This is a genomic window from Emticicia fluvialis (assembly GCF_024793945.1).
Lineage (GTDB): Bacteria > Bacteroidota > Bacteroidia > Cytophagales > Spirosomataceae > Emticicia > Emticicia fluvialis.
On the sequence record NZ_JANUSD010000014.1, the window covers coordinates 143,966 to 164,356 of the forward strand.

At 42.3% G+C, this 20,391-nt stretch carries 22 protein-coding genes; 7 read left to right on the forward strand and 15 right to left on the reverse strand.

The window, feature by feature from the left end; all coding sequences use genetic code 11:
- Window positions 1-172: 172 nt before the first annotated feature.
- Window positions 173-829, reverse strand: coding sequence for a response regulator transcription factor (locus NZ848_RS16525; protein ID WP_253527095.1), 657 nt, complete (start codon window positions 827-829; stop codon window positions 173-175).
- Window positions 813-2,258, reverse strand: a complete 1,446-nt coding sequence (locus tag NZ848_RS16530; protein ID WP_259016439.1) for an ATP-binding protein — start codon at window positions 2,256-2,258, stop codon at window positions 813-815. Before NZ848_RS16530 ends, NZ848_RS16525 begins: the two co-directional genes overlap by 17 nt.
- Before the next feature lie 234 nt (window positions 2,259-2,492).
- On the opposite strand from NZ848_RS16530, the gene NZ848_RS16535 reads away from it, so the two are divergent.
- From NZ848_RS16535 to NZ848_RS16560, 6 genes are all read left to right on the forward strand, one after another.
- Window positions 2,493-3,875: a hypothetical protein gene (locus NZ848_RS16535; protein WP_259016440.1), complete on the forward strand. Its 1,383-nt coding sequence runs from the start codon at window positions 2,493-2,495 to the stop codon at window positions 3,873-3,875.
- A gap of 273 nt (window positions 3,876-4,148) precedes the next feature.
- Entirely contained in the window at window positions 4,149-4,385 is a 237-nt protein-coding gene (locus tag NZ848_RS16540) for a DUF4834 domain-containing protein (RefSeq protein ID WP_101725947.1), read from the forward strand.
- A gap of 6 nt (window positions 4,386-4,391) precedes the next feature.
- Window positions 4,392-4,802 carry a DoxX family protein gene (locus NZ848_RS16545; RefSeq protein WP_259016441.1) on the forward strand — a complete coding sequence of 137 codons (411 nt, stop codon included), beginning with the start codon at window positions 4,392-4,394 and terminating at the stop codon, window positions 4,800-4,802.
- 5 nt (window positions 4,803-4,807) lie between these two features.
- Complete coding sequence (locus tag NZ848_RS16550) at window positions 4,808-5,710, forward strand: histone deacetylase family protein (RefSeq protein WP_259016442.1); 903 nt, start codon at window positions 4,808-4,810, stop codon at window positions 5,708-5,710.
- Window positions 5,711-5,783: 73 nt separating this feature from the next.
- On the forward strand, window positions 5,784-6,455 hold the full coding sequence (gene deoC, locus NZ848_RS16555) for a deoxyribose-phosphate aldolase (RefSeq protein WP_259016443.1): 672 nt from the start codon (window positions 5,784-5,786) through the stop codon (window positions 6,453-6,455).
- Window positions 6,456-6,569: 114 nt separating this feature from the next.
- Window positions 6,570-6,887: a hypothetical protein gene (locus NZ848_RS16560; RefSeq protein WP_259016444.1), complete on the forward strand. Its 318-nt coding sequence runs from the start codon at window positions 6,570-6,572 to the stop codon at window positions 6,885-6,887.
- A gap of 20 nt (window positions 6,888-6,907) precedes the next feature.
- Here NZ848_RS16560 and ctlX read toward each other — a convergent pair whose 3' ends face one another.
- The 13 genes from ctlX to NZ848_RS16625 all read right to left on the reverse strand — a co-directional run bounded on the left by ctlX (window position 6,908) and on the right by NZ848_RS16625 (window position 19,164).
- Window positions 6,908-7,840: a citrulline utilization hydrolase CtlX gene (gene ctlX, locus NZ848_RS16565; protein WP_259016445.1), complete on the reverse strand. Its 933-nt coding sequence runs from the start codon at window positions 7,838-7,840 to the stop codon at window positions 6,908-6,910.
- Window positions 7,841-8,098: 258 nt separating this feature from the next.
- The gene (locus NZ848_RS16570; RefSeq protein ID WP_253527016.1) at window positions 8,099-9,340 is read right to left on the reverse strand and encodes a pyridoxal phosphate-dependent aminotransferase; all 1,242 of its coding nucleotides are present in this window, start codon (window positions 9,338-9,340) and stop codon (window positions 8,099-8,101) included.
- Window positions 9,341-9,457: 117 nt separating this feature from the next.
- On the reverse strand, window positions 9,458-9,886 hold the full coding sequence (locus tag NZ848_RS16575; protein WP_229236229.1) for a hypothetical protein: 429 nt from the start codon (window positions 9,884-9,886) through the stop codon (window positions 9,458-9,460).
- A gap of 43 nt (window positions 9,887-9,929) precedes the next feature.
- On the reverse strand, window positions 9,930-10,670 hold the full coding sequence (locus tag NZ848_RS16580) for a hypothetical protein (protein ID WP_259016446.1): 741 nt from the start codon (window positions 10,668-10,670) through the stop codon (window positions 9,930-9,932).
- Between the two features lie 99 nt (window positions 10,671-10,769).
- Window positions 10,770-11,330, reverse strand: a complete 561-nt coding sequence (locus NZ848_RS16585) for an RNA polymerase sigma factor (protein ID WP_390890892.1) — start codon at window positions 11,328-11,330, stop codon at window positions 10,770-10,772.
- Window positions 11,331-11,438: 108 nt separating this feature from the next.
- Window positions 11,439-12,395 carry a transketolase family protein gene (locus NZ848_RS16590; protein WP_259016447.1) on the reverse strand — a complete coding sequence of 319 codons (957 nt, stop codon included), beginning with the start codon at window positions 12,393-12,395 and terminating at the stop codon, window positions 11,439-11,441.
- 14 nt (window positions 12,396-12,409) lie between these two features.
- On the reverse strand, window positions 12,410-12,973 hold the full coding sequence (locus NZ848_RS16595) for a DUF4276 family protein (RefSeq protein WP_253527007.1): 564 nt from the start codon (window positions 12,971-12,973) through the stop codon (window positions 12,410-12,412).
- On the reverse strand, window positions 12,967-13,986 hold the full coding sequence (locus NZ848_RS16600) for an AAA family ATPase (protein WP_253526997.1): 1,020 nt from the start codon (window positions 13,984-13,986) through the stop codon (window positions 12,967-12,969). The genes NZ848_RS16595 and NZ848_RS16600 overlap by 7 nt, the downstream gene beginning before the upstream one ends.
- A gap of 14 nt (window positions 13,987-14,000) precedes the next feature.
- Window positions 14,001-14,873, reverse strand: coding sequence for a transketolase (locus NZ848_RS16605; protein ID WP_259016448.1), 873 nt, complete (start codon window positions 14,871-14,873; stop codon window positions 14,001-14,003).
- Between the two features lie 156 nt (window positions 14,874-15,029).
- The gene (locus NZ848_RS16610) at window positions 15,030-15,851 is read right to left on the reverse strand and encodes a DUF1295 domain-containing protein (RefSeq protein ID WP_259016449.1); all 822 of its coding nucleotides are present in this window, start codon (window positions 15,849-15,851) and stop codon (window positions 15,030-15,032) included.
- Between the two features lie 12 nt (window positions 15,852-15,863).
- Window positions 15,864-16,313 (reverse strand): thioredoxin-dependent thiol peroxidase, encoded by a 450-nt coding sequence (bcp, locus tag NZ848_RS16615; RefSeq protein WP_259016450.1) that lies wholly within the window; start codon window positions 16,311-16,313, stop codon window positions 15,864-15,866.
- Window positions 16,252-18,309 (reverse strand): M23 family metallopeptidase, encoded by a 2,058-nt coding sequence (locus NZ848_RS16620; protein WP_259016451.1) that lies wholly within the window; start codon window positions 18,307-18,309, stop codon window positions 16,252-16,254. Before NZ848_RS16620 ends, bcp begins: the two co-directional genes overlap by 62 nt.
- A gap of 228 nt (window positions 18,310-18,537) precedes the next feature.
- On the reverse strand, window positions 18,538-19,164 hold the full coding sequence (locus NZ848_RS16625; RefSeq protein ID WP_259016452.1) for a fumarylacetoacetate hydrolase family protein: 627 nt from the start codon (window positions 19,162-19,164) through the stop codon (window positions 18,538-18,540).
- A 242-nt stretch (window positions 19,165-19,406) separates the two neighbouring features.
- Between NZ848_RS16625 and NZ848_RS16630 the strand changes: the two genes are divergently transcribed.
- A complete protein-coding gene (locus NZ848_RS16630; protein ID WP_253526957.1) occupies window positions 19,407-20,243 on the forward strand; it encodes a M48 family metallopeptidase in 837 nt (278 codons plus the stop codon).
- Window positions 20,244-20,391 lie beyond the last annotated feature (148 nt).

The window sequence follows — 20,391 nt, forward strand, 5'->3', positions numbered from 1 at the left end:
AGGCGTTTCAGGTATATGTGTCAAATAAAATCTGAAAAATATTTTAAATTATTGCTGAACAATAGGTTTTTTATGGACTGAAACTTCTTATGGTCAATGTTTTAGGGTGTTGATAAGTTTTGCCGTCTTTTTGTGTTTTCTACGGCAAATAAGTGCTTTGGCAGCGTTGCTGCTATTCTACAGCCAGCCGAACCAGCTCTGCAGTGTTTCTAACGTGGGTTTTACGCAAAATATTTGCCCGGTGGTTAGAGACCGTTCTTACGCTCAGGTTGAGTTTTTCTGATATTTCCTGGCTGCTCAACCCTTCTACTATATAGCTAAGAATTACTTTTTCCTGTTTCGACAACGAATCTACTATCGCTGAGGCCTCTTTCCTTATGGCTGATGCACTGTTTTTTCGCTCGTTCATCAGTCCATCGATAATCATGGCCGACACAGTAGGGGGGAAGTACTTTTGCCCAGCTGCCACTGTACTAATGGCTTTTAAGATTTCTTCCTTGCTGGTGTCTTTCAGCAAATAACCCATTGCGCCGTTTTCAACTGCTGATACCATGTACTCCTGATTATTATGCATAGAAAAAATGAGTGGCTTTACTGTGGGGTATTTCTGCGATATAATCCGGGTCACTTCCAGGCCTGTCATTTTGGGCATAGACAAATCAAGCAGTACTACATCCGGTTTCAGTTCTTTTATTCCCTCCAGGGCTTCGGTGCCGTCAGAGGCTTCTCCTGCAATTTCAATGTTTTCTTCTTCTTCCAGCAAATTGATAATGCCCCTGCGTACAATCGCGTGGTCATCAACAACCAACAGTTTAATTTTGTTTAGCATATTGTTTGGGTATTTTTACTATTATTTGGGTTCCTTTGGTTGGTATTGAATGGATTTTTAGCTGTCCGCCCGACAAATGTACGCGTGTTTGCATATTAGACAGCCCGTTGTTAATGGCAGATTCATTTTTTATACTTTTTGGGTCAAATCCAATTCCGTTATCTGTAATTAACAGATCAATTTCGGTCTTGGTTTTGTTGAGCGATATGAACACTTCGGTGGCTTTGGCATGCTTCATTATATTATTGAGAGCCTCCTGTACTATTCTGTACAGATTTACTTCTAAATTGCTGTTGAGCCTAAGGTTGTCCAGATTGCTTTCAAAGGTCAGTTTTATTCCGGTACTTCTTGTGGTATTTTCAGCCAGTAACCTGATAGCAGCACCCAATCCGAAATCAGTCAGTATGGGCGGCATAAGATTGAACGACACCTCGCGGGTTGCGCCAATGGTTTCGTCTATCAATTTATTATGCTCTTCAAGTATGCGCTTCTGTTTTTCGTTTGTGGGCAATACATCTTTCAGCCTTTCGCTATTCAGTTTCAGGCCGGTTAACATTTGGCCGATGCCATCATGCAGCTCTCTTGATAGCCTCCGGCGTTCTTCTTCCTGTCCTTCCAGCAGCGCGCCAGAGCGCACGTTGTCTTCTTTTCTTATCAGTTCATATTTTTCGGCCGTTATCTTTACAATATTCTCTTGTGCTTCCAGTAGTTTCTGATTGGCCATACTCAGCTCAAGATTTTTTTGTTGAAGGGCTTCTTCTGAATCAAGAAGTTTCTTTATAACCTGTTTTATATAATGGGTAAGGGGTCTGAAAATAAGCAGGCCTTCTAAAACCAGTATGCTGATTGTTACAACAAAAAGCAGTAATTCAATATTTTGTACCCGTTTTACTCTTGCTTCTGCCTCCTGGTCATATTGAAACACAATTTTATCCATCTGGTTCAGGTACAGTCGTTCGTTCAGAAGTACCTCATCCAGTATTTTATGTTTGTTGGCTGTTTTTTCGTTGCCAATCAGTTCCATTCTGTTTTTTATCAACCTGAAAACCGGGTCAAGTTCCTGCAGCATGGCAACCGTACTTGCTGAGTTTTTTACGGCTACTTCCTGCGAAAACTGCACGCTGCCTTTCATAAAGCCTTCGTGGCATTTAGTCCAGAGTGTCAGGGTTTCAGCAAAGTCTTTTTCGTAGTAATGGGCTTCGTCCGAAAAACGGTCGGTACTGGTAAGCAGAATAGCCATTTTAGATAAACGCTGGCTGAGCATTCGCTGGCGTCCTGCAATGTTTACTACGTGGGCGTCGTCAAGGGTTTCTTTTAATGAATGCTGAATCAGCATTTGCCCTGTAATTGAAAGAACGGCTACGGCTGTCAGAGCAAGTATATAAAATTTTGTCAGACGCTTTGTTACCTGTCGCTCCAGTGTAGACATTTTAATATTTTATTACTTTTTGAGATTCACCATAAAACTAATGCAAAAAAAAGTTTTTTCAGATGTTAATTCACAAATTGAGTTTAGTTTTTATCTATTATTTCCAAAAAAGTTAAACTTCTTAATAGAAATGGATTGGAATGGCACCTGATTAATAAAAAATCAAGTCGAAACACACCAGTTGTAGTTAGCGTTATATAAAAATCTATTAATGCCGACTTTGAACTGATAAAAATGATAAGACTGATTTTTATGATAGTGCTCATAGCCGCCCAAGGCTCAACCAGGGCGCAGATACAGCCGGCAGAGGTAAAAGACAGTATAAACAGCAAGCCTGTAGTAGCAAAGGCATTTGCTGAAAACATCAGCGTGCGTTTGTTTAAAACGCTCAGTCATTTACCTGTTCGTATTGTTTACGATAGCCTCAATGCCGTTTTATATACCTGCAACACAGACGGCAACGTGTTCAGGATTCCGATTATTAATGGTACCGCAGGCGACGAAACGGTCTTTATTAATTCAGACGAACACAAGATTAATTACCTTCAGGGAATGGTGTTTTTTGAAAATACATTAATTCTGGTAGGCAATAATAACGATTCAGAAAGCTCGGTGGGTTATGGCCTGGTAGAAAAATGTACTATCAGGCCGGATGGCTCAAAAGATTGGATTACCATGCTGGTAACAGAGGCTTACCCGTCTTCCGGTACTTTGTATGACCACGCCTTTGCCGGGGTGTGTTTGTCACCAGCTAAAGACTCATTGTATATTGCCAGCGGCTCAAGAACCGACCACGGAGAAATAAAAGACGCAGGCATATATACCGGACTGAGGGAGGTGCCGCTTACTGCCAAAATTTTCAGAATCCCGGTCAATGCTGTTAATGTATATCTACCCAATAATGACGAGGCCTTATATGCCAGTGGGTATGTTTTTGCCAGCGGCGTAAGAAATGAATTCGACATGGCCTTTGCTGGTAACGGGCATTTGTTTGGGGTAGAGAACTCTGGCGATAGAGATGACCCCGAAGAACTGAACTGGCTTCGGCACCATCATCATTATGGGTTTCCTTGGAGGATGGGTGGAAATGATACCCCAATGCAGTTTGCTGGTTTCAGGCCTGAAAAAGATAAGCTGATACCCGCAGATGCGCTAAAAAGAAATATTTTTTATAATGACGCGGCGTATCCGCAAAGACCCGGTAATGTTTTTTTTACAGAGCCTGTAAAAAATCTGGGCCCGGATGCTAACTGGTTACGGGACCCGACCAGCGGAAAAATGTACCAGTGTGCCTCAATCACTACTTTTACGGGTCATCGGTCTCCGGTGGGTTTGGTTTTTGATGTTGATAGCTCTTTTAAAGCGCCTTTTAAGGGTGCCGGTTTTGTATTGGCGTATTCACCCGAGGAGGCAATTGGTGGATATAGCCCAGAACAGGACAGAGGCGGCGATTTGTGTTGGTTACAATTAATTTTTAACACCGCAGACAATAATTACCTGGTAAAGACCACCCGGCTGGTAAGCGGTTTTTTTAAGCTGACAGACGCAGAAAAAGTAGGAAATGAATTGTTTATTACCGACCTTACAGGGAAAGTGTGGAGAGTTGCATTTCGCTGATTATCAGTTAATTGAAGGCCTGTCTTGTTGCTATTAAACTTTAATAAGCATACTGCCTGCGGGCAATAGGGTAATTGAAAAATAACAGGTAACAAATGCTGCTTGTTTTACGTTATTAAATGGCAGCAGTACATGCCGGCGTGGCTGGGAATGTGCCGGGGTCTTAAATCGGAATTAATTTTGGTGGGTGATTGTACCACATCTGTAAAAACAAATTACATTTGTATTGTATTCAGTTTAATTATTAAAATTTCCTGTCCGGAAACCAAGGTCATGTTTAAATACATTCTGATTTTTATTCTTCTGATAGTTTTTGTACCTGTATTCAGAAACTTTCTTTTTGAACTACTGGTGGGCAAACAAATTGCCAAGGAGCAAAAACGCTACAATGATATTATGGAGAAACAACGCGGAAAAGAGGGGGACGTAAAAGTAAAGCAAACGCCGCCAGCCGCTAAAAAGGGTGGCTACGAAGGTGGCCAGTATGTAGATTATGAAGAAATTAAATAGTTAAATATGCTTAGAAATTTTGTTACCCCTTTAGACCTGAACCGCCAGGTTAGTTTTGCTATCCTATTATTAAGAGTTGTATTTGCCGGTTTTCTGCTTACGCACGGTTATGGTAAATTACAGAGTTTCATCAATGGCGACCACGACTTCCCTGATCCACTGCACGTTTCTCCGGTTGTGTCGCAGGCACTTACTATATTCGCCGAGTTTTTCTGTTCTATACTCATTCTTCTGGGCTTGCTTACGCGCCCGGCCGCAGTTATTCTGGTAGTTTGTATGGCAGTTATTGCGTTTGTGGTTCACGGCCCAGACCCCATCGGCGATAAAGAACATGGTATTTTGTTTCTGGTTGGGTTTCTGGTAATTTTATTGACTGGCCCCGGCAGATATTCAGTAGACTTCCGCTTGTTCAGATAATAGCTGTGATTAAAATCGCCTACGATTCTATTTATACACACCCGCTACCGGAAGGCCATCGTTTTCCGATGATGAAATATGAGCTTATACACGAGCAGTTGCTGTATGAAGGAACCTGCACGGCTGAAAATTTCTTTTCTCCTGCTTCTGTAGACCCTGAATGGGTGCTGGGCGTGCATAACAAACAGTATTTTGATGACCTGCTTAACCTCAGGATTGATGCGCGCATGGAACGCCGCATTGGTTTTCCGGTTACTGAAAGGCTCGTTCAGCGTGAACTGATAATTACCCAGGGAACCATTGATTGCTGTCAGTATGCGTTTGAATATGGAGTTTCAATGAACATTGCCGGAGGTACGCACCATGCGTATGCCGACAGGGGAGAGGGATTCTGCCTGCTGAACGATGTGGCTGTAGCAGCACATTATCTACTTGCCAGTCAACTGACGAAGCAGATTCTGGTGGTAGACCTCGATGTGCATCAGGGCAATGGAACGGCTGTTATATTTGAGAATGAGCCACGGGTTTTTACTTTCTCTATGCACGGCAAAGAGAATTATCCGCTGAAAAAAGAACGTTCTGACCTTGATATTGAATTGCCCACCTATTGCGAAGACAGCCATTACCTGAATCTTCTTTTCGATACCCTGCCCCGATTGATAGAAGAGGTAAAACCACAGTTTATCTTTTACATTTCTGGTGTTGATATTCTGGCTTCTGACAAACTGGGCAAATTGAAGGTTTCTATGGAAGGTTGCGCCCGCCGCGATGCCTTTGTGTTTGAGCAGGCCAGGCAACATAATATTCCGGTTGTGGTTTCGATGGGAGGAGGGTATTCGCCACGCATTGCCGATATTATTGAGGCACACTGTAATACTTTCAGGCTGGCTGAAAAAATGTTTTTTTAGCTTACATTTACTATAATTTCATTTACCCTCTGGTAATTAAAACCCCGGACTACCAGTCCGGGATACGCATATAATGAATAACCTTGCCCAGTACATAGACCATACCTTACTGAAACCCACCGCTACCGAAATGGATTTCAGGAAGCTGTGTGAAGAAATTTATCAGAACCAATTTTATGCGGCCTGCGTGCCTCCGCATTATGTATCTTTTGTGAAAGACATACTGGTTTACAGCGAGGCTAAGGTTTGTACGGTAATAGGTTTCCCGTTAGGCTATAACACAACAGCTACCAAGTTGGCTGAAGCAGAAAAAGCGCTGGCTGACGGAGCCGACGAACTGGATATGGTCATGAACATCAATGCCTTTAAGTCGATGGCCTATATCACGGTAAAAGAAGAGATTAAGGCATTGGCAGAGCTGGCGCATAGCCGCGACGCTGTGTTGAAAGTAATTATAGAAACAGCGTATCTGGACAATTTTGATTTGAGCATTGCCTGTGAAATATGTGAAGAAGCCGGTGCTGATTTCGTAAAGACCTCCACAGGGTTTGCCCCCAAAGGCGCAGATTTGGAGCAGGTAAAAATCATGAGACAGATATTGCCCGAAAACGTGAAAATAAAGGCATCAGGCGGTTTACAAACTTATGAACAAGCCATAGCCTTCGTAGAAGCAGGCGCTGCAAGATTAGGAACATCATCAGGTGTTGCTATTCTGAAGGGATTAGAGGGAGTGGGAGGGTATTGAAGAATGAATGCTACTGGAACCGGAAAATAAATTTTTAGCCTTCGTACATCATCAATTTCAGAAATGTAGTATTTTAGTGAAAGCAAATAGTGCTGACTCTTATCTGATTGTTATATGTTCAACCAGGAAGTTATAGCCCAGATTAAAAAATTTAAACGTGGTGCTACTTATAATGAAGTAAAAGCGGAATTAAAAGAAGCATATACTGACACTGATACGGTGCTGATTGTTACGCAGGCTTTTAAAGAATATAATCGGGGCAAGGCTAACAGATTTATTCTCTATGCCATTGCAGTCGTCATTTTCACTGGATTATATGTCCTATTTTATGAGCAATTAAAGCCTATTAGATGGATAATGGTAGGCGTTATTAGCGTCGTGGCTTTAGCACAAGGTATATATCTGAAATATAAATACAGAAAGAAGAAGTAGATAGAATTAAATCTCAAATCTTACTTCTCCGGCAAATGCACTTCAGCCATCATGCAGCGGGCCGAGCCTCCACCGCAGGTTTCTATAGTGTTTAAGTCAAAATCTAGTATATCGGCGTATTCACTTAATTGGTTTTTCTGTGCTTGCGTGAGAGACTCACAGGCTTTGGTAGACATTACCAGAAAACGATGCTCTTTCTGATTTAGCACAAACAACATATTGCCAGCAAAGGCATTCATCTGCTCAAGCGTAATCTCAATTACATTTTTGCCTGTGCTTTCAAGGCTTTCTTTTACCATCAGTCGCTCGTCAAGGTCTTTAATGGCTTGCAGGCAAATCACGGCAAAGTTATCACCGATGCACATCATTACATTAGTATGGTAAATCTCTTTATCGTTTGCATCTACGGCACCAAACTTCACAATCTTGTAGCCATTCATTTGTTTTTCCCAGGCTGCTAAGACCTCTTCGTTGGTACGCGGTGAAATACAGGCATAAGCAATGCGGTGCATGCGGTCTAGCACCAGGCTGCCGGTTCCTTCCAGAAACTTACCCTCATGCTCAAAGTGGGTTAAATCTATAATTGTCTCAACATGGTATTTGGCACTCAAATCATCAATAATATCAGGTCTTCGCTCTAATCGGCGGTTTTCTGCCTGCATGGGGTACAGGCACACCTTACCGCTATGGTGAAACGATACCCAGTTATTCGGGAAAATACTATCAGGGGTAAAAGGCTGAGGGGTATCTTCGTACACCATCACATTCACGCCAATGGCACGCAAACGGCTTACCATTGCATCAAATTCTTTCAGTGCGTTTTCTTGTGTTAAAGCCAAATCTAACGCCTGTGTGTCGGTATCCTGAAAAGCATTACTTTCGGCAGTTTGCAGATTAAAAGCAAAGTTGACAGGGCGAATCATCAATATGTTTGAAGTTGCTTGCGCTTGCATAGTAAGTTTATTGAGTGAATTGGTAAATGAGTGATTAATTAATTACGAATGGTGAATTGCGAATTAGTGAATAGTGAAGCATAGCGACCAATTACGTGCATCAGAATTTCTTTTGCCCTTCGGCACAAATATTGAATCAATTCAAATGGTGCAAGCTCAGGATAACGTTCATAATCATTCACCATTCGCTAATTCATTATTCGCGATTACCATCACCGCAGCGGCAATCACTCATTCACTAAATCACTCAATAGGTTTTCACGCCAGTTCCAGTTCTTCCAGTTTTACTCGGTGGCCTTCCAGAAAAAGTCTGATTCGGTTAGAGGCTGTTTCCAGTTCTTCTGCTGAGGGCAGAAACACAATCCGGAAGTGGTCGCCTTTGCTATAATTGAATCCGGTACCAGACACCACCAGCACTTTTTGTTCTGACAGCAGGTCGAAAACAAACTGTTCGTCGTCTTTCAGTGTAAATTTCTTCAGGTCAATTTTCGGGAACAGATACAAAGCCCCTTTGGGTTTTACACAAGTAATGCCCGGAATATCAGTAATGCGGTAATGAATCAAATCGCGTTGTTTACACAGGCGGCCTTCAGGCGCAACGAGGTCGTTGATACTCTGGTAACCACCCAGTGCAGTTTGTATGGCATATTGTGTAGGCACATTGGCGCACAAACGCATACTGGCCAGCAGATTAAAGCCCTCTACAAAAGATTTTGCCTTTTGTACAGCACCGCTCAGAATCACCCAGCCACCACGGAAACCCGCCGCACGATAGTTTTTAGACAAGCCTCCGTAGGTCATAATAAATACGTCGTCGGTCAGGGTAGCAATTGGTATATGCTTGTTGCCGTCGTAGAGTATTTTATCATAAATCTCGTCTGAGAAGATAATCAGGTTATGCTCAGCAGCCAGTTTTACAATGCCTTCCAGCACTTCGCGGCTATATACGGCACCAGTAGGGTTATTCGGGTTTATAATAACAATACCTTTGGTTTTGCGGGTTATTTTACGCCTCATATCTTCCAGATCCGGGTTCCAGTCAGACTCTTCGTCACAAACATAATGCACCGGCTTGCCGCCTGATAGCGCCACTGAAGTGGTCCACAACGGATAGTCGGGCGATGGGATAAGGATTTCATCTCCCTCGTTAAGCAATGCCTGCATGGTCATCACAATCAGCTCGCTAACGCCGTTGCCAATAAAGATGTCGTCAATGGTTACACCATGTATACCAATCTGCTGTGTGTAGTGCATAATGGCCTTACGTGCCGGAAAAATACCCAGATGATGCGAATACCCCTGTGCATTGCGGATATTCATGATCATATCGTGCACAATTTCGTCGGGTACATCAAAGCCGAAAGGCGCCGGGTTACCGATGTTCAGATTAATGATTTTTTGCCCCAGGGCTTCCAGTTGCTGTGCTTTATCAAACACAGGGCCACGGATGGCATAACTCAGGTTATTAAGACGGTTACTTTTATTGATTTGTTGCGACATACTTGCGGGCGATAAATACTACACAAAAATATAGAAAATTTGTGCGTATGGAAGTTAATTGTAATAAAAAAGGTCGGTGAGTATGCGCTCACCGACCTTTTTTTGTTTTTTTAATGCTTATTCGTGCAGTTTTTCCAATAATTTTTTGTTGAAATTCTGCTCTGTACGTTTCAGTTCAGCATATTGCTTGGGGGTAATGGTTTTTAATAATTTACCCATGTATTCTTCTTCCAGCTCTATTTCTTTCTTTTTGTAGGCAATTGCCTGCCTTTGAGAAGCGGTAATTTTATCGTCGGAGGCGGTCAGCGAATTGGCCTCATCAAGCGTTTTTTTTATGCTTCGGCGCAGCTCAAACTTCTTGCTCTGGTATTCGTTATAGACCGACCAGAACTGCGGAGCCTGCTCTGTAGTAAGATTGAGTTTTTCTGTAATTAAACCTATTTTGGCACTTTGGATTTTCTCAAACCTGTCGCCGACCACGCCATGGCGGTTTTGCGAAAAAGAAAGCATAGGTAATGCCAGAATAATTATAAGGATATGTTTCATAAAGTTTGTTTGTTCATTAGGAATGGCAGAGCGCAGATAACTATCAGATATCTTCGATGTCCTGGCTTTCAAGATGCTCGCGGATATCAGCTTTGTTAACTCCCAGATTATCAATAATTCCGGTTTCTATTTCTTTGGGCAAAGCCTTTTCGGTAGACGACGCCACTTCGTATTCCAGATAGCTCAGGTCTTGCGAAGCCAGATAATTGTTAATGTCTTCTTTGCTTAGTTTGTTAAAAGCCGCTTCAGATTCTGACTCTGAGAACTGAGGCACCGCAAACCCCAAGCCAACCATTAGTACCAGGCTGGCGGCGGCTGTCCAGACCGTACGGCTTTTTTGCCACCAGTTTACCTGTATGGTTTTGGTTTCTTTGGCTGTCTGGCGCATTATGCGTGCCGGAAGCGCATCAAAGTAATTGGCTGGTACTTCAAAAATATTCTTCTTCTCAATGCTTTGCAGTCGCGCATCGGCGGTTATGGTTCCGGCTGCATTTTCAAAGTAGCCTTCAGGTACTTTAAATATGTTTACTTTCGGCAGGCTTTCCAGTTTAATAGCCCGTGTTTCAAGATTGGCAATGCGACCCATGATTCTTGACGAAAGCGTATCAAAATAGTTGGCGGGTACAGCCATCTGCTGCCGTTTGCCAAAACTTACAGCCGGCTCTTCTTCTTCTTCCAGGCTCACCCTATGCTGAATAACCCCAGGCAAGGCGTTAAAGTATCCTTCGGGTACTTTAAAAACATTGGTTTTGGGTATGTCTGCTATTTTGATAGAATTTTTCATCACATTTTCATAAGTCGGTGAGTTAAACTGTTCTTTATAACCTTTTTAAGATTTTAGAATTGTGTTTTTGACAAGTCAATTTTTAAAAGGTTTAAATAATCAGGACTCTTTATTTAAAAATTCTTCAATTTTTTTCACTGCCAGGTGATATGACGCCTTCAAAGCCCCTACAGATGTGCCTGTTATTTCAGCAATATCTTCATATTTCAGGTCGTCGTAATATTTCATATTAAACACGAGCCTTTGCTTGTCGGGCAATTGAAGCAGGGCTTTTTGCAGTTTTAATTGAATTTCATCGCCCGAAATATAATCTTGCGACACCGCGCTTTCAAGCGTGTTCAGCAGGTCAGTGCTGTCTTCGTTTTCAAGCGGCACATGATTCTGTCTACGTTTTTTCTGTAAGAAGTTTAATGATTCGTTGGTGGCTATCCTGTATATCCAGGTGTAGAGTTGGGCGTCGCCTCTGAAATTCAGCAAGCCCTGCCAGATTTTTATGAAGGTTTCCTGAAGCACATCGTCGGCGTCGTCGTGGTCAATCACCATTTTACGGATATGCCAGTAAATTTTTTGCTGATATTTTTTTATCAGCATTTCAAACGCATGATTACGCTGCTCCGGATCTTGTATTAAACCGACTAACTCTTGATCGGAAATCTGCATTTTTACGGATTATTGGTTTATTTGTTGTTTTCAGTAAACCCACCACTACCCGTGTTATGCGGGTTGTGGTGGGTTTAACTTCCTATTTTAACAAACAACCTGGTGGTTTTATTGTTTTCGTTGAATTACTTTTAATGCTTTCTCTATAATATTTTTAGCAGAAAGACCATATTTCTCCATCAACTGAGCTGGCGTGCCTGATTCACCGAATGAGTTATTAACGGCCACGTACTCTTGCGGAGCCAGGAAGTTTCTAACCAGTGTTTGAGCAACAGCATCGCCTAAACCGCCGTTAGCCTGGTGTTCTTCGCAAGTAACCACACATCTGGTTTTGCGCACACTCTTTATGATGGCTTTTTCGTCTAAAGGTTTAATGGTATGTATGTTCAGGATTTCGGCGCTGATACCCTGTGCTTCCAGTTGCTCTGCTGCCTGAATGGCTTCCCAAACCAGGTGGCCGGTAGCAATTATGGTTACATCTTTACCCTCACTTACCATCCATGCTTTACCAATTTCAAAAACCTGGTCGGGCGCTGTGAAAACAGGCACAACCGGACGGCCGAATCGCAAATAAACCGGACCCTTCCAGTTAGCGGCTGCTATGGTAGCAGCTTTAGTCTGGTTAAAATCGCAAGGGTTTAGTACGGTCATGTTAGGCAATGAACGCATCATGGCCAGGTCTTCCAGAATCTGGTGCGTGGCGCCGTCTTCACCCAAGGTAAGACCCGCGTGCGACACCGCAATTTTTACGTTTTTATCTGAATAAGCAACCGACTGGCGAATCTGGTCATATACCCTGCTTGAGCCAAAGTTGGCAAAAGTTGTGGCAAACGGTATTTTGCCGCCAATAGTAAGCCCAGCGGCTACGCCTATCATGTTGGCTTCGGCAATACCGCACTGAATGAAACGTTCAGGGTTTTCTTTAATGAAAGTATCTATTTTAAGAGAGCCAACCAGGTCGGCACAGAGCGTTACTACATTGGGGTTGGTTCGGCCTAACTCGGTCATACCGGCACCAAAGCCCGAACGTGTGTCTTTTTTCTCGGTAAAAGTGTATTTTGTCATAACGATGTTATTCTTTAACTATGTGTTCTACTTAATGATTGTAACTTATTAATAAAATACTTTGCACTCGGGCAATTGGGGTGGTTAGCGGCGTTTTCTATTGAGAAATTTGCTCTCAGCATTTTTCTGGCTAAAAGCGGCTTGCTTTTACCTAGGGCTGTACCTTTATTGATAGAGACCATTTCCTTAAATGGTTCCTGAATATTTTCAGGATGCGTTATGCAAATTTCAATATTTAAAACTTTGCTGAGCGCATCACTATCTGCCAAATACCATGATTCAAATTCTTTTACAGCAACCGCAACAATGTCGGTTTCTTTCGCATTAACTTTGTTCTTATGTTGTACTAGACATGGCTCTTTATCCAAATCTATTAAAGCCACTATGAAGTCAACGCCTTTCTTGAGCATCAATGCTCTGTGAGATTCGAATCTTCCATCAAAAAATTGATTGATAGAGCCAGTTTCCTGAACACTCGCTAGTTCAATATTGAATGAACTTAGCCAATTTTTGAAAATATCAGAATTAAAGATAATTGTCTCAGATTCACCTTCGCATATAATTCCAAGCTTTACCATGGTAAACCTCCTCCTAATGCGTTCGATAACCAGGCTTCGTCCATTGGTAATCCATATAGGTTAAAGTCTTTACCAAATTGCTTGATTTGGGTTTGTCCTTCAATTTTATTTACCAGAATAATCTCTTTAGGCTCTAGAACTGAAGCTAAAGATTGAGAATGTGTATTTAACCAAATATAATGTCCCTTTTCTTCACAAGCATCTCTGAAGAAATTAACCAATTGTTTCACAACTTTCGGATGAAGACCATTTTCTGGTTCTTCAATACAAAGAAATTGAGGTTCGTCAGATTGAAAAACAGCCGTAAGCAAGCAAAGAATATTGAAGGTACCATTAGAGATTAATTCTTTGCCAAAGGGCTTTTTATAATGCTTCTGATAAATTAGAAGATCTTCATTACTGCTGAATTCACTTTTTTTAATTTCAATATCCTCAAATTCGGGGATAAATAAATCTAGCCATTCAACAATTTCCTCTTTAATTAAAGGGAAATTTAACAAACGTTTTAAAACTTTTTCAAGATTATCGCCCGACGGGTTTAACTTTGTTCCATCAGTATAATTATGTCTATTTTTGTTCTGTAATATTCTTGAAAAGTTTTTAATTATTTTAAATCTCTCTTCATTTTCGTAGTTTACAGATGGAGACATAGGACTATTAGGTGGTTGAAATTCTAAAGAAAGTTTCGCTTTTTCTTCTGAATTAAAAAGATCCATTCTTATCCTAATTGTATCGTATTCTTCTGTGTTTTTATTTTTTATATCTTGATAATCACCAAACAGAGACAATACTTTCCAAAGGTCGGGGTTGCCATGAAATATAGAATTCTTACCACCAAAATTTAATATTGATTGAGGGTATTTAAAGCATTCTGCTCCAAACTCCAAAGCCTCAAAAATATTAGATTTACCGCTTCCATTGGGTCCAACGAAAACGGTAAAAGGATTCGGCTCGTTGATAGTTATATCAACAATCGATTTGAAGTTCTTAATATTCAGAGATTTTATTTTCAAAGCAAAATGATTTATCAATAATCCCCAATGGTTCCGGTGTTTACCAGCTGGTCAAGCGCTACTTTCAGTTGCTCGTCGTTTGGTGCTACACCATGCCATTTGTGGCTACCCATCATGTAGTCTACTCCGGCACCCATTTCTGTTTTGAGCAAAATCATAATTGGTTGCCCTTTGCCTGTCAGGCGTTTGGCTTTACGAAGCCCCGCAACTACCTGATCCATATCATTACCGTCTTTTATATCTATAACGTTCCAGCCAAAAGCCTTGTATTTGGCTTTCAAGTCGCGGTTGCTCATTACTTTTTCAGTAGGGCCGTCAATCTGCTGGCCGTTCAGGTCTATCACGGCAATCAGGCTGTCCAGCTTGTGGTGTGGAGCGGCCTGTGCTGCTTCCCAAACCTGGCCTTCCTGTTGCTCGCCGTCACCCATCAGGCAATAAACCAGATTTTTGTCGCCGTTCAGGCGTTTGGCCAGTGCAGCGCCAATGGCTACAGATAAGCCCTGGCCTAACGAACCAGAGGCCACACGTATACCCGGAAGGTGCTCGTGCGTGGTAGGGTGCCCTTGCAGCCTTGAATCAATTTTACGGAAAGTTGCCAGTTCTTTTACGTCGAAATACCCTCTGCGGGCCAGGGTGGAATAAAACACCGGCGAAATGTGCCCGTTAGAAAGAAAGAAGAGGTCTTCTCCGGTACCGTCCATATTAAATGAAAGATAGCCGCCTTTACCTTTTCTGTTATTGATTTTCATTTGCTGGAAATATAGCGCAACAAATAAATCAGCGCAGCCTAGCGAACCGCCCGGATGGCCGGACTGGCAGGCATGCACCATTCTAACAATATCCCGGCGTACTTGTACCGCAATTGCTCGTAATTCTTGGTTCTGCATTTAAAAGATTTATTAAGTGTCAAAAAAACAATTAATACAAATATAGCTGAGAAATTTAAAAAAAAATGCTTTTGTATTAATTTTTACAAAAGTACATAATACATCTTGGTTTTTAAATAGATGCAAGGCGCAATACTTAGGTATTTATGGCTGATACTAAAAAACGCCGGGTATGAATGATGACACCTGTTTCATATATCTGGCATATTCGGGCTTGGTTTCGGCCAGCCGTTTCTCAAGCAGTGACACACCAGAAACCCTCACGAGCAGGAATGTCATCAATAAAGGGCTGAAAACATACAGAAACTGCCCGGTGGTGCAGGCAAACAGATAATAACCCCACCATTGCAGGGCGTCTCCAAAATAATTAGGGTGCCGGGTAAGTCCCCAAAGGCCGGTTTGTAGTACTTTGCCTTTGTTTTCGGGATTTTTTTTGAAAGTGGCCAGTTGCCAGTCGCCGATAGACTCAAACAAGAAACCAACCGACCACACGGCAAGCCCCAGATAATCGGCCAGCTTTAAAGATGTAAAATTAGATGACATGGCCGGTGCAAACAGCGTAGACATAACCCAGAGCAAAAAGCCCTGCAGCAAAAAAACCTGAAAGAACGATACCAGTGGCCATTTACTGCCTTTTTCTTTCCTCCATTCTTTGTACCGGTAGTCTTCATCTTTTCCAATGTTTCTGGAAGCCAGATAAAGCGTAAGCCTTACACCCCACACAGTAACCATAATACAGAACACCATTGAACGGTGGTCGTGAAGACCCATGTATGCCCTGTAGAACCACGCCATGGCCATAAAACTGAATCCCCAGAAAATATCTACAATAGCAGTGTTTTTTAAAACCAGACTTAGTACCCAAAGAACCGTAAAAAACGGAATAACAGCAACCAGACTTTGCCAGAAAGGGTAATTTTGGAGCATGAGCATAACGGCCATAATTATGGCAGCCAATAGCAAAACAATACGTTTCATAATTTCTTTGATTTATTTAAGTATCTGCTGTGCGTGGTTTTTTGATTCTACCTTTTCTATAATCTCTTCAATAATACCGTTGGCATCAATGATAAAAGTAGTACGAAACACCCCCATGTACTTTCTGCCATACAGTTGTTTTTCGCCCCATACCCCAAATGCTTTAGCTATTTCATTGTCTGTATCGGTGAGCAGGTCAAATGGCAGGTCATATTTTTTTATAAAATTCTGATGCGTTTTCTGTTTGTCTGCGCTAATACCCAACACCACATAGCCCTGCGCCAGCAAAGCCTGGTAATTATCTCTTAAATTACATGCCTCAGCAGTGCAGGTGGGTGTATTGTCTTTCGGGTAAAAATATAAAACCACTTTTCTACCAATATAATGGCTCAGGCTTACTTCAACGCCGTTTTGATTTTTTGCGCTTAGCTCCGGAGCCGGACTTCCTTTTTGCAGGTGCATGTCTCTTTCTCGATTTTTTTAATTGTTGTTTTTTCTGTTTTACGTACTCTTCAATGTTGGTTTCATACGAAGCTACATTGCCCACGTTATCTGTTACTTCCAGTCTTAAATCTCCACTGAATGTCTGTGTTTCATTTAGCCTTATCGACCATATCCGGCCATTTTTATATTCATAATCCATCAACACCCACACGCCATTTACATAGCAATTGAAAGATTTTATACCTGAAAGGTTATCTGATATAACAAAGCTGAGATAGGTGGAGTCTATCTGAGACGGCCTGATGGAAGGTGACTGGTTGTCTGCTAATAACTGGAAATCGCCCAGGCGCCTGGTTTTAAACTGGATGGCGTTGCCTATCCATACACCCCCCAGATACGAGCGCCCGTTGTTAATATCGTAAACACCTGTTTTAGGAGACATCGACATGCCCGAGGGTGTCCAGAGCACCGTCAGCATATCTTTCAGCGGAATTTTCTCAGTGTTAATTGTCAGGCGTGTACCCATTACCGAGGTGGTCAGGTAAAGTGTGTCATACAGCGCATTCGTGAAATCGAGTTTCAGGTTTGGCTCGGCATAAAACTGTCCGAACTGAGGCAGAATTTCTTTCTTGATGCCCAGGAATGCCGAACTGTTATCTACCTGCACGAAGTCGGCAATGCCGCGGTTCAGGTCATGTAAATAAACGGCATCTTTATTGGCCTTGTAAGATAACGGCAGCTTGGTAGGTACGCCTTTGTTTTGCAGCACCGCAAATGGTGCCGTGGTATTTTTTGTCCTCACCATCAGCGTGTTTTCGGTAATAGAGGTAGAAATATTACCAGAAAAATTGCCTTCTTCCGACTCCGAGGCTCCTTCGGGGGTTTCCTGCAGCACAGGCGCTTCGCCCTGAATAGCAAACGTAAGAACGGTAGTATTGCCGTAGCTGTCTTTTACTTTAACATAAACACTGTGCAACTGATTGTCGTTAATAACAATTCTGCCCTTGTTTTTATCGGTTTGATACACCGTTATTCGGTTGCCATCAGCTACATAGCATTTCTGAATACGCACGCCGTTGGTTTGAGATAAATCATAATCAATATGCACGTTAATGTCTTTAGATACATCAAAAGGCATTTTTTCAAGATTCAGCTTATAGGTGCTTTTGCCGTCTACCTCCACTTCCAGTTCGGTGATTCCCATCCGGAAAGGTGATGTCTGGCTGCGGTCGTAGGTGTTTAGTTCCAGCCCGATGGTTCCTTGAGCTTTCACGGTAGTAGACAGCACATAATCGCCTGAGCTGGTTCTTTTGGGTGTCATAGAAACCCGGCCGAATTCGCCATTCACGCGTGAGTAGGCGTTCAGTGTTTTCAGAATAACTTTTTCAATTACCGGCGGCTGAGAATCTTCTACCTCTGCAAAACCGAATAAAAGTGGATTGATGGCGTTTTCAAGTGCGTCGCGTATCTCAAAATGCAGGTGTGGCCCACCAGATGCCCCGGTGTTACCTGAAATACCAATTACCTCGCCTTTTTTTACTTTTAGCTCATTAGGCCCGGGTGTTAGCTCAATTTCCCATACTTTCTGGGCGTATTCTCGACCCCGCAGATACGCTTCTATGGCAGGGTTATAATTTTTTAAGTGGCCATAAACGGTAGTAAACCCATTGGGATGCGTTATGTACAATACATTGCCGTAGCCACCCTTCATGACCCTGACACGCGACACGTAGCCATCGGCGGCGGCGTAAACATTGTAGCCTTCTACAGCGCCGGTGCGGATGTCGAGCCCGGCATGAAAGTGGTTGGTACGCAGGTCGGCAAATCCTCCCGAAAGCGAGGCCTGTTTACCTGGCTCAATCGGAAACATAAAGTAGCCCTTCGGGTAATTATCGCGGTTGTTACTGTTGTCTTTCTGTGCATAGCTCAGGCAGGTGTCTGACACCAGCGCCACAATCAGCAACAAAGTACTCAGAATTCTCTTTAATATGATAGAATGTAGATGCATCTTCATGTAAGGATTTGAGTGGATAAAGGCACCATTGGGCCTTAGATAGAAAGAATAAACCAATGAACTGCCGGTGTGTTCCCCTGACCGGAATACTGGCAGCAAGCAATTGTCTTACGGCTATAAATGTAAATTCACATAAATAGATTAATACTGTATATTTCAGAGGTGCAATGCGTTTGTATTCAATGGCATTAACGCATCAGATAAAAATGCACTGCGCCTCAGGCGGCATTACTTTACATCAAATTCGAGCATTTTTTCTCCTTCAATAAAGGCGCTTAACTTGTCGCCTACTTTAACGGGTCCTACACCTGCCGGCGTGCCGGTAAAAATAATATCGCCCGTTTTTAGCGTAAAATATCTTGATACAAAGGCTATGATGTAATCAAAAGAGAACAGCATCATAGACGTATTGCCCTGCTGGCGCGTTTGTGTTTCTCCGTTAGCGTCTGTTAGGTCTAAACTGAAATTGAGGTTCTGTAAATCTGCATATTTAGATTTTGATACAAACTCTGAAACCGGAGCAGAGCCGTTGAATCCCTTGGCCAGGTCCCAGGGTAAACCTTTTGCCTTTAGCTTTGCCTGTATGTCTCTGGCAGTGAAATCAATTCCTATGCCTATCTCGTCATAGTATTTATGGGCAAATTTTTCCTCAATATTTTTTCCCATTTTGTTGATTTTTAACACGATTTCAACTTCATGATGAATATCCTGAGAAAAATCAGGGTAATAAAAAGACTCTCCGTTTTTTAAAATAGCAGTTTCCGGCTTGGTAAATATAACAGGTTCGTCGGGGCGTTCGTTATTTAGTTCCTTGATATGTTCAGCGTAATTACGACCGATAGCGATGATTTTCATACGTTAAAGACTGGCCTCAAAGATTAAGTATTGATTGAGCGTAATGATTTTTTCTGTACTTTTGAGGCGGATAAAAGTTTAGAAATTTCGCAAAAATAGGGAATTTTCATAGTTCAGCAGCAGATAATGGTCTGATTTTTTAGTCTTTATCTGAAATTCTTCTTTTGTGAGAACCGGGAGTATTTTGAGAATTTCTGAATTGAAATCCAACAGATAAACATTAATTATAACAGTATTATACAATGAAAACCTTTTTCAAATCTACTTTAGTAGCAAGTGCATTATTTGTGCTGATTTGGTCTTGCCAGAAAGTTCCTCTTACGGGCCGTAATCAGTTCGTCGGGCTGGTATCAAACGAGCAAATGATACAGATGAGTTTCGCCGAGTACAAAGGGTTTATGGACACCTCAAAGGTGGTGTCGGCCAATACGCGTGACGCCGAAATGATTGCCAGAGTAGGGGGTAGAATTAAAACTGCCGTAGAAAATTATCTGATACAGAACAACTACAGCCAGGTAATAAACGGGTACCAGTGGGAGTTTAAACTGGTACAAAGTAAAGAAGTAAACGCCTGGTGTATGCCCGGTGGAAAAGTATGTTTTTACACTGGCATTTTGCCTATTTGTAAAGACGAAGCCGGCGTGGCCGTTGTAATGGGGCATGAGATTGCCCATGCTATTGCCAGCCACGGCCGTGAGCGTATGAGCCAGGCAATGGCTGCACAGGGTATAACCAGCCTTGGGGCCATTGGCGCAGGTGTTTATACCGGTAATCAGCAAACCATGGAAATGGTGGGTCAGGTTTTAGGTGTGGGTGCTTCGGTGGGTTATGTATTGCCTAACAGCCGCAAGCAGGAGTCGGAAGCTGATAAGCTGGGGCTGATTTTTATGGCTATGGCGGGCTATGACCCACAAAATGCGGTGGCTTTCTGGCAGCGCATGGCCGATGCCGGTAAGAATTCTCAGAAACCACCGAAATTGTTATCAACCCACCCTGCTGACGAAGACCGTATTGCAGACCTGCAAAAGCAAATGCCGCAGGCGCAAAAATACTATACTACTTACGCAACCAAAAAATAGAATCTGCCAAATTCTGGATTCAAAAGAGGCTGTCCAAAAAGGGGCAGCTTCTTTTTTTAGTTTAGATCGAAAGGATTCGGGTTTTACTAAGCGGCGTAGCGATATTTTATCTGGTAAGATTCAAAAAGTACATAAATAGTCCTATTTT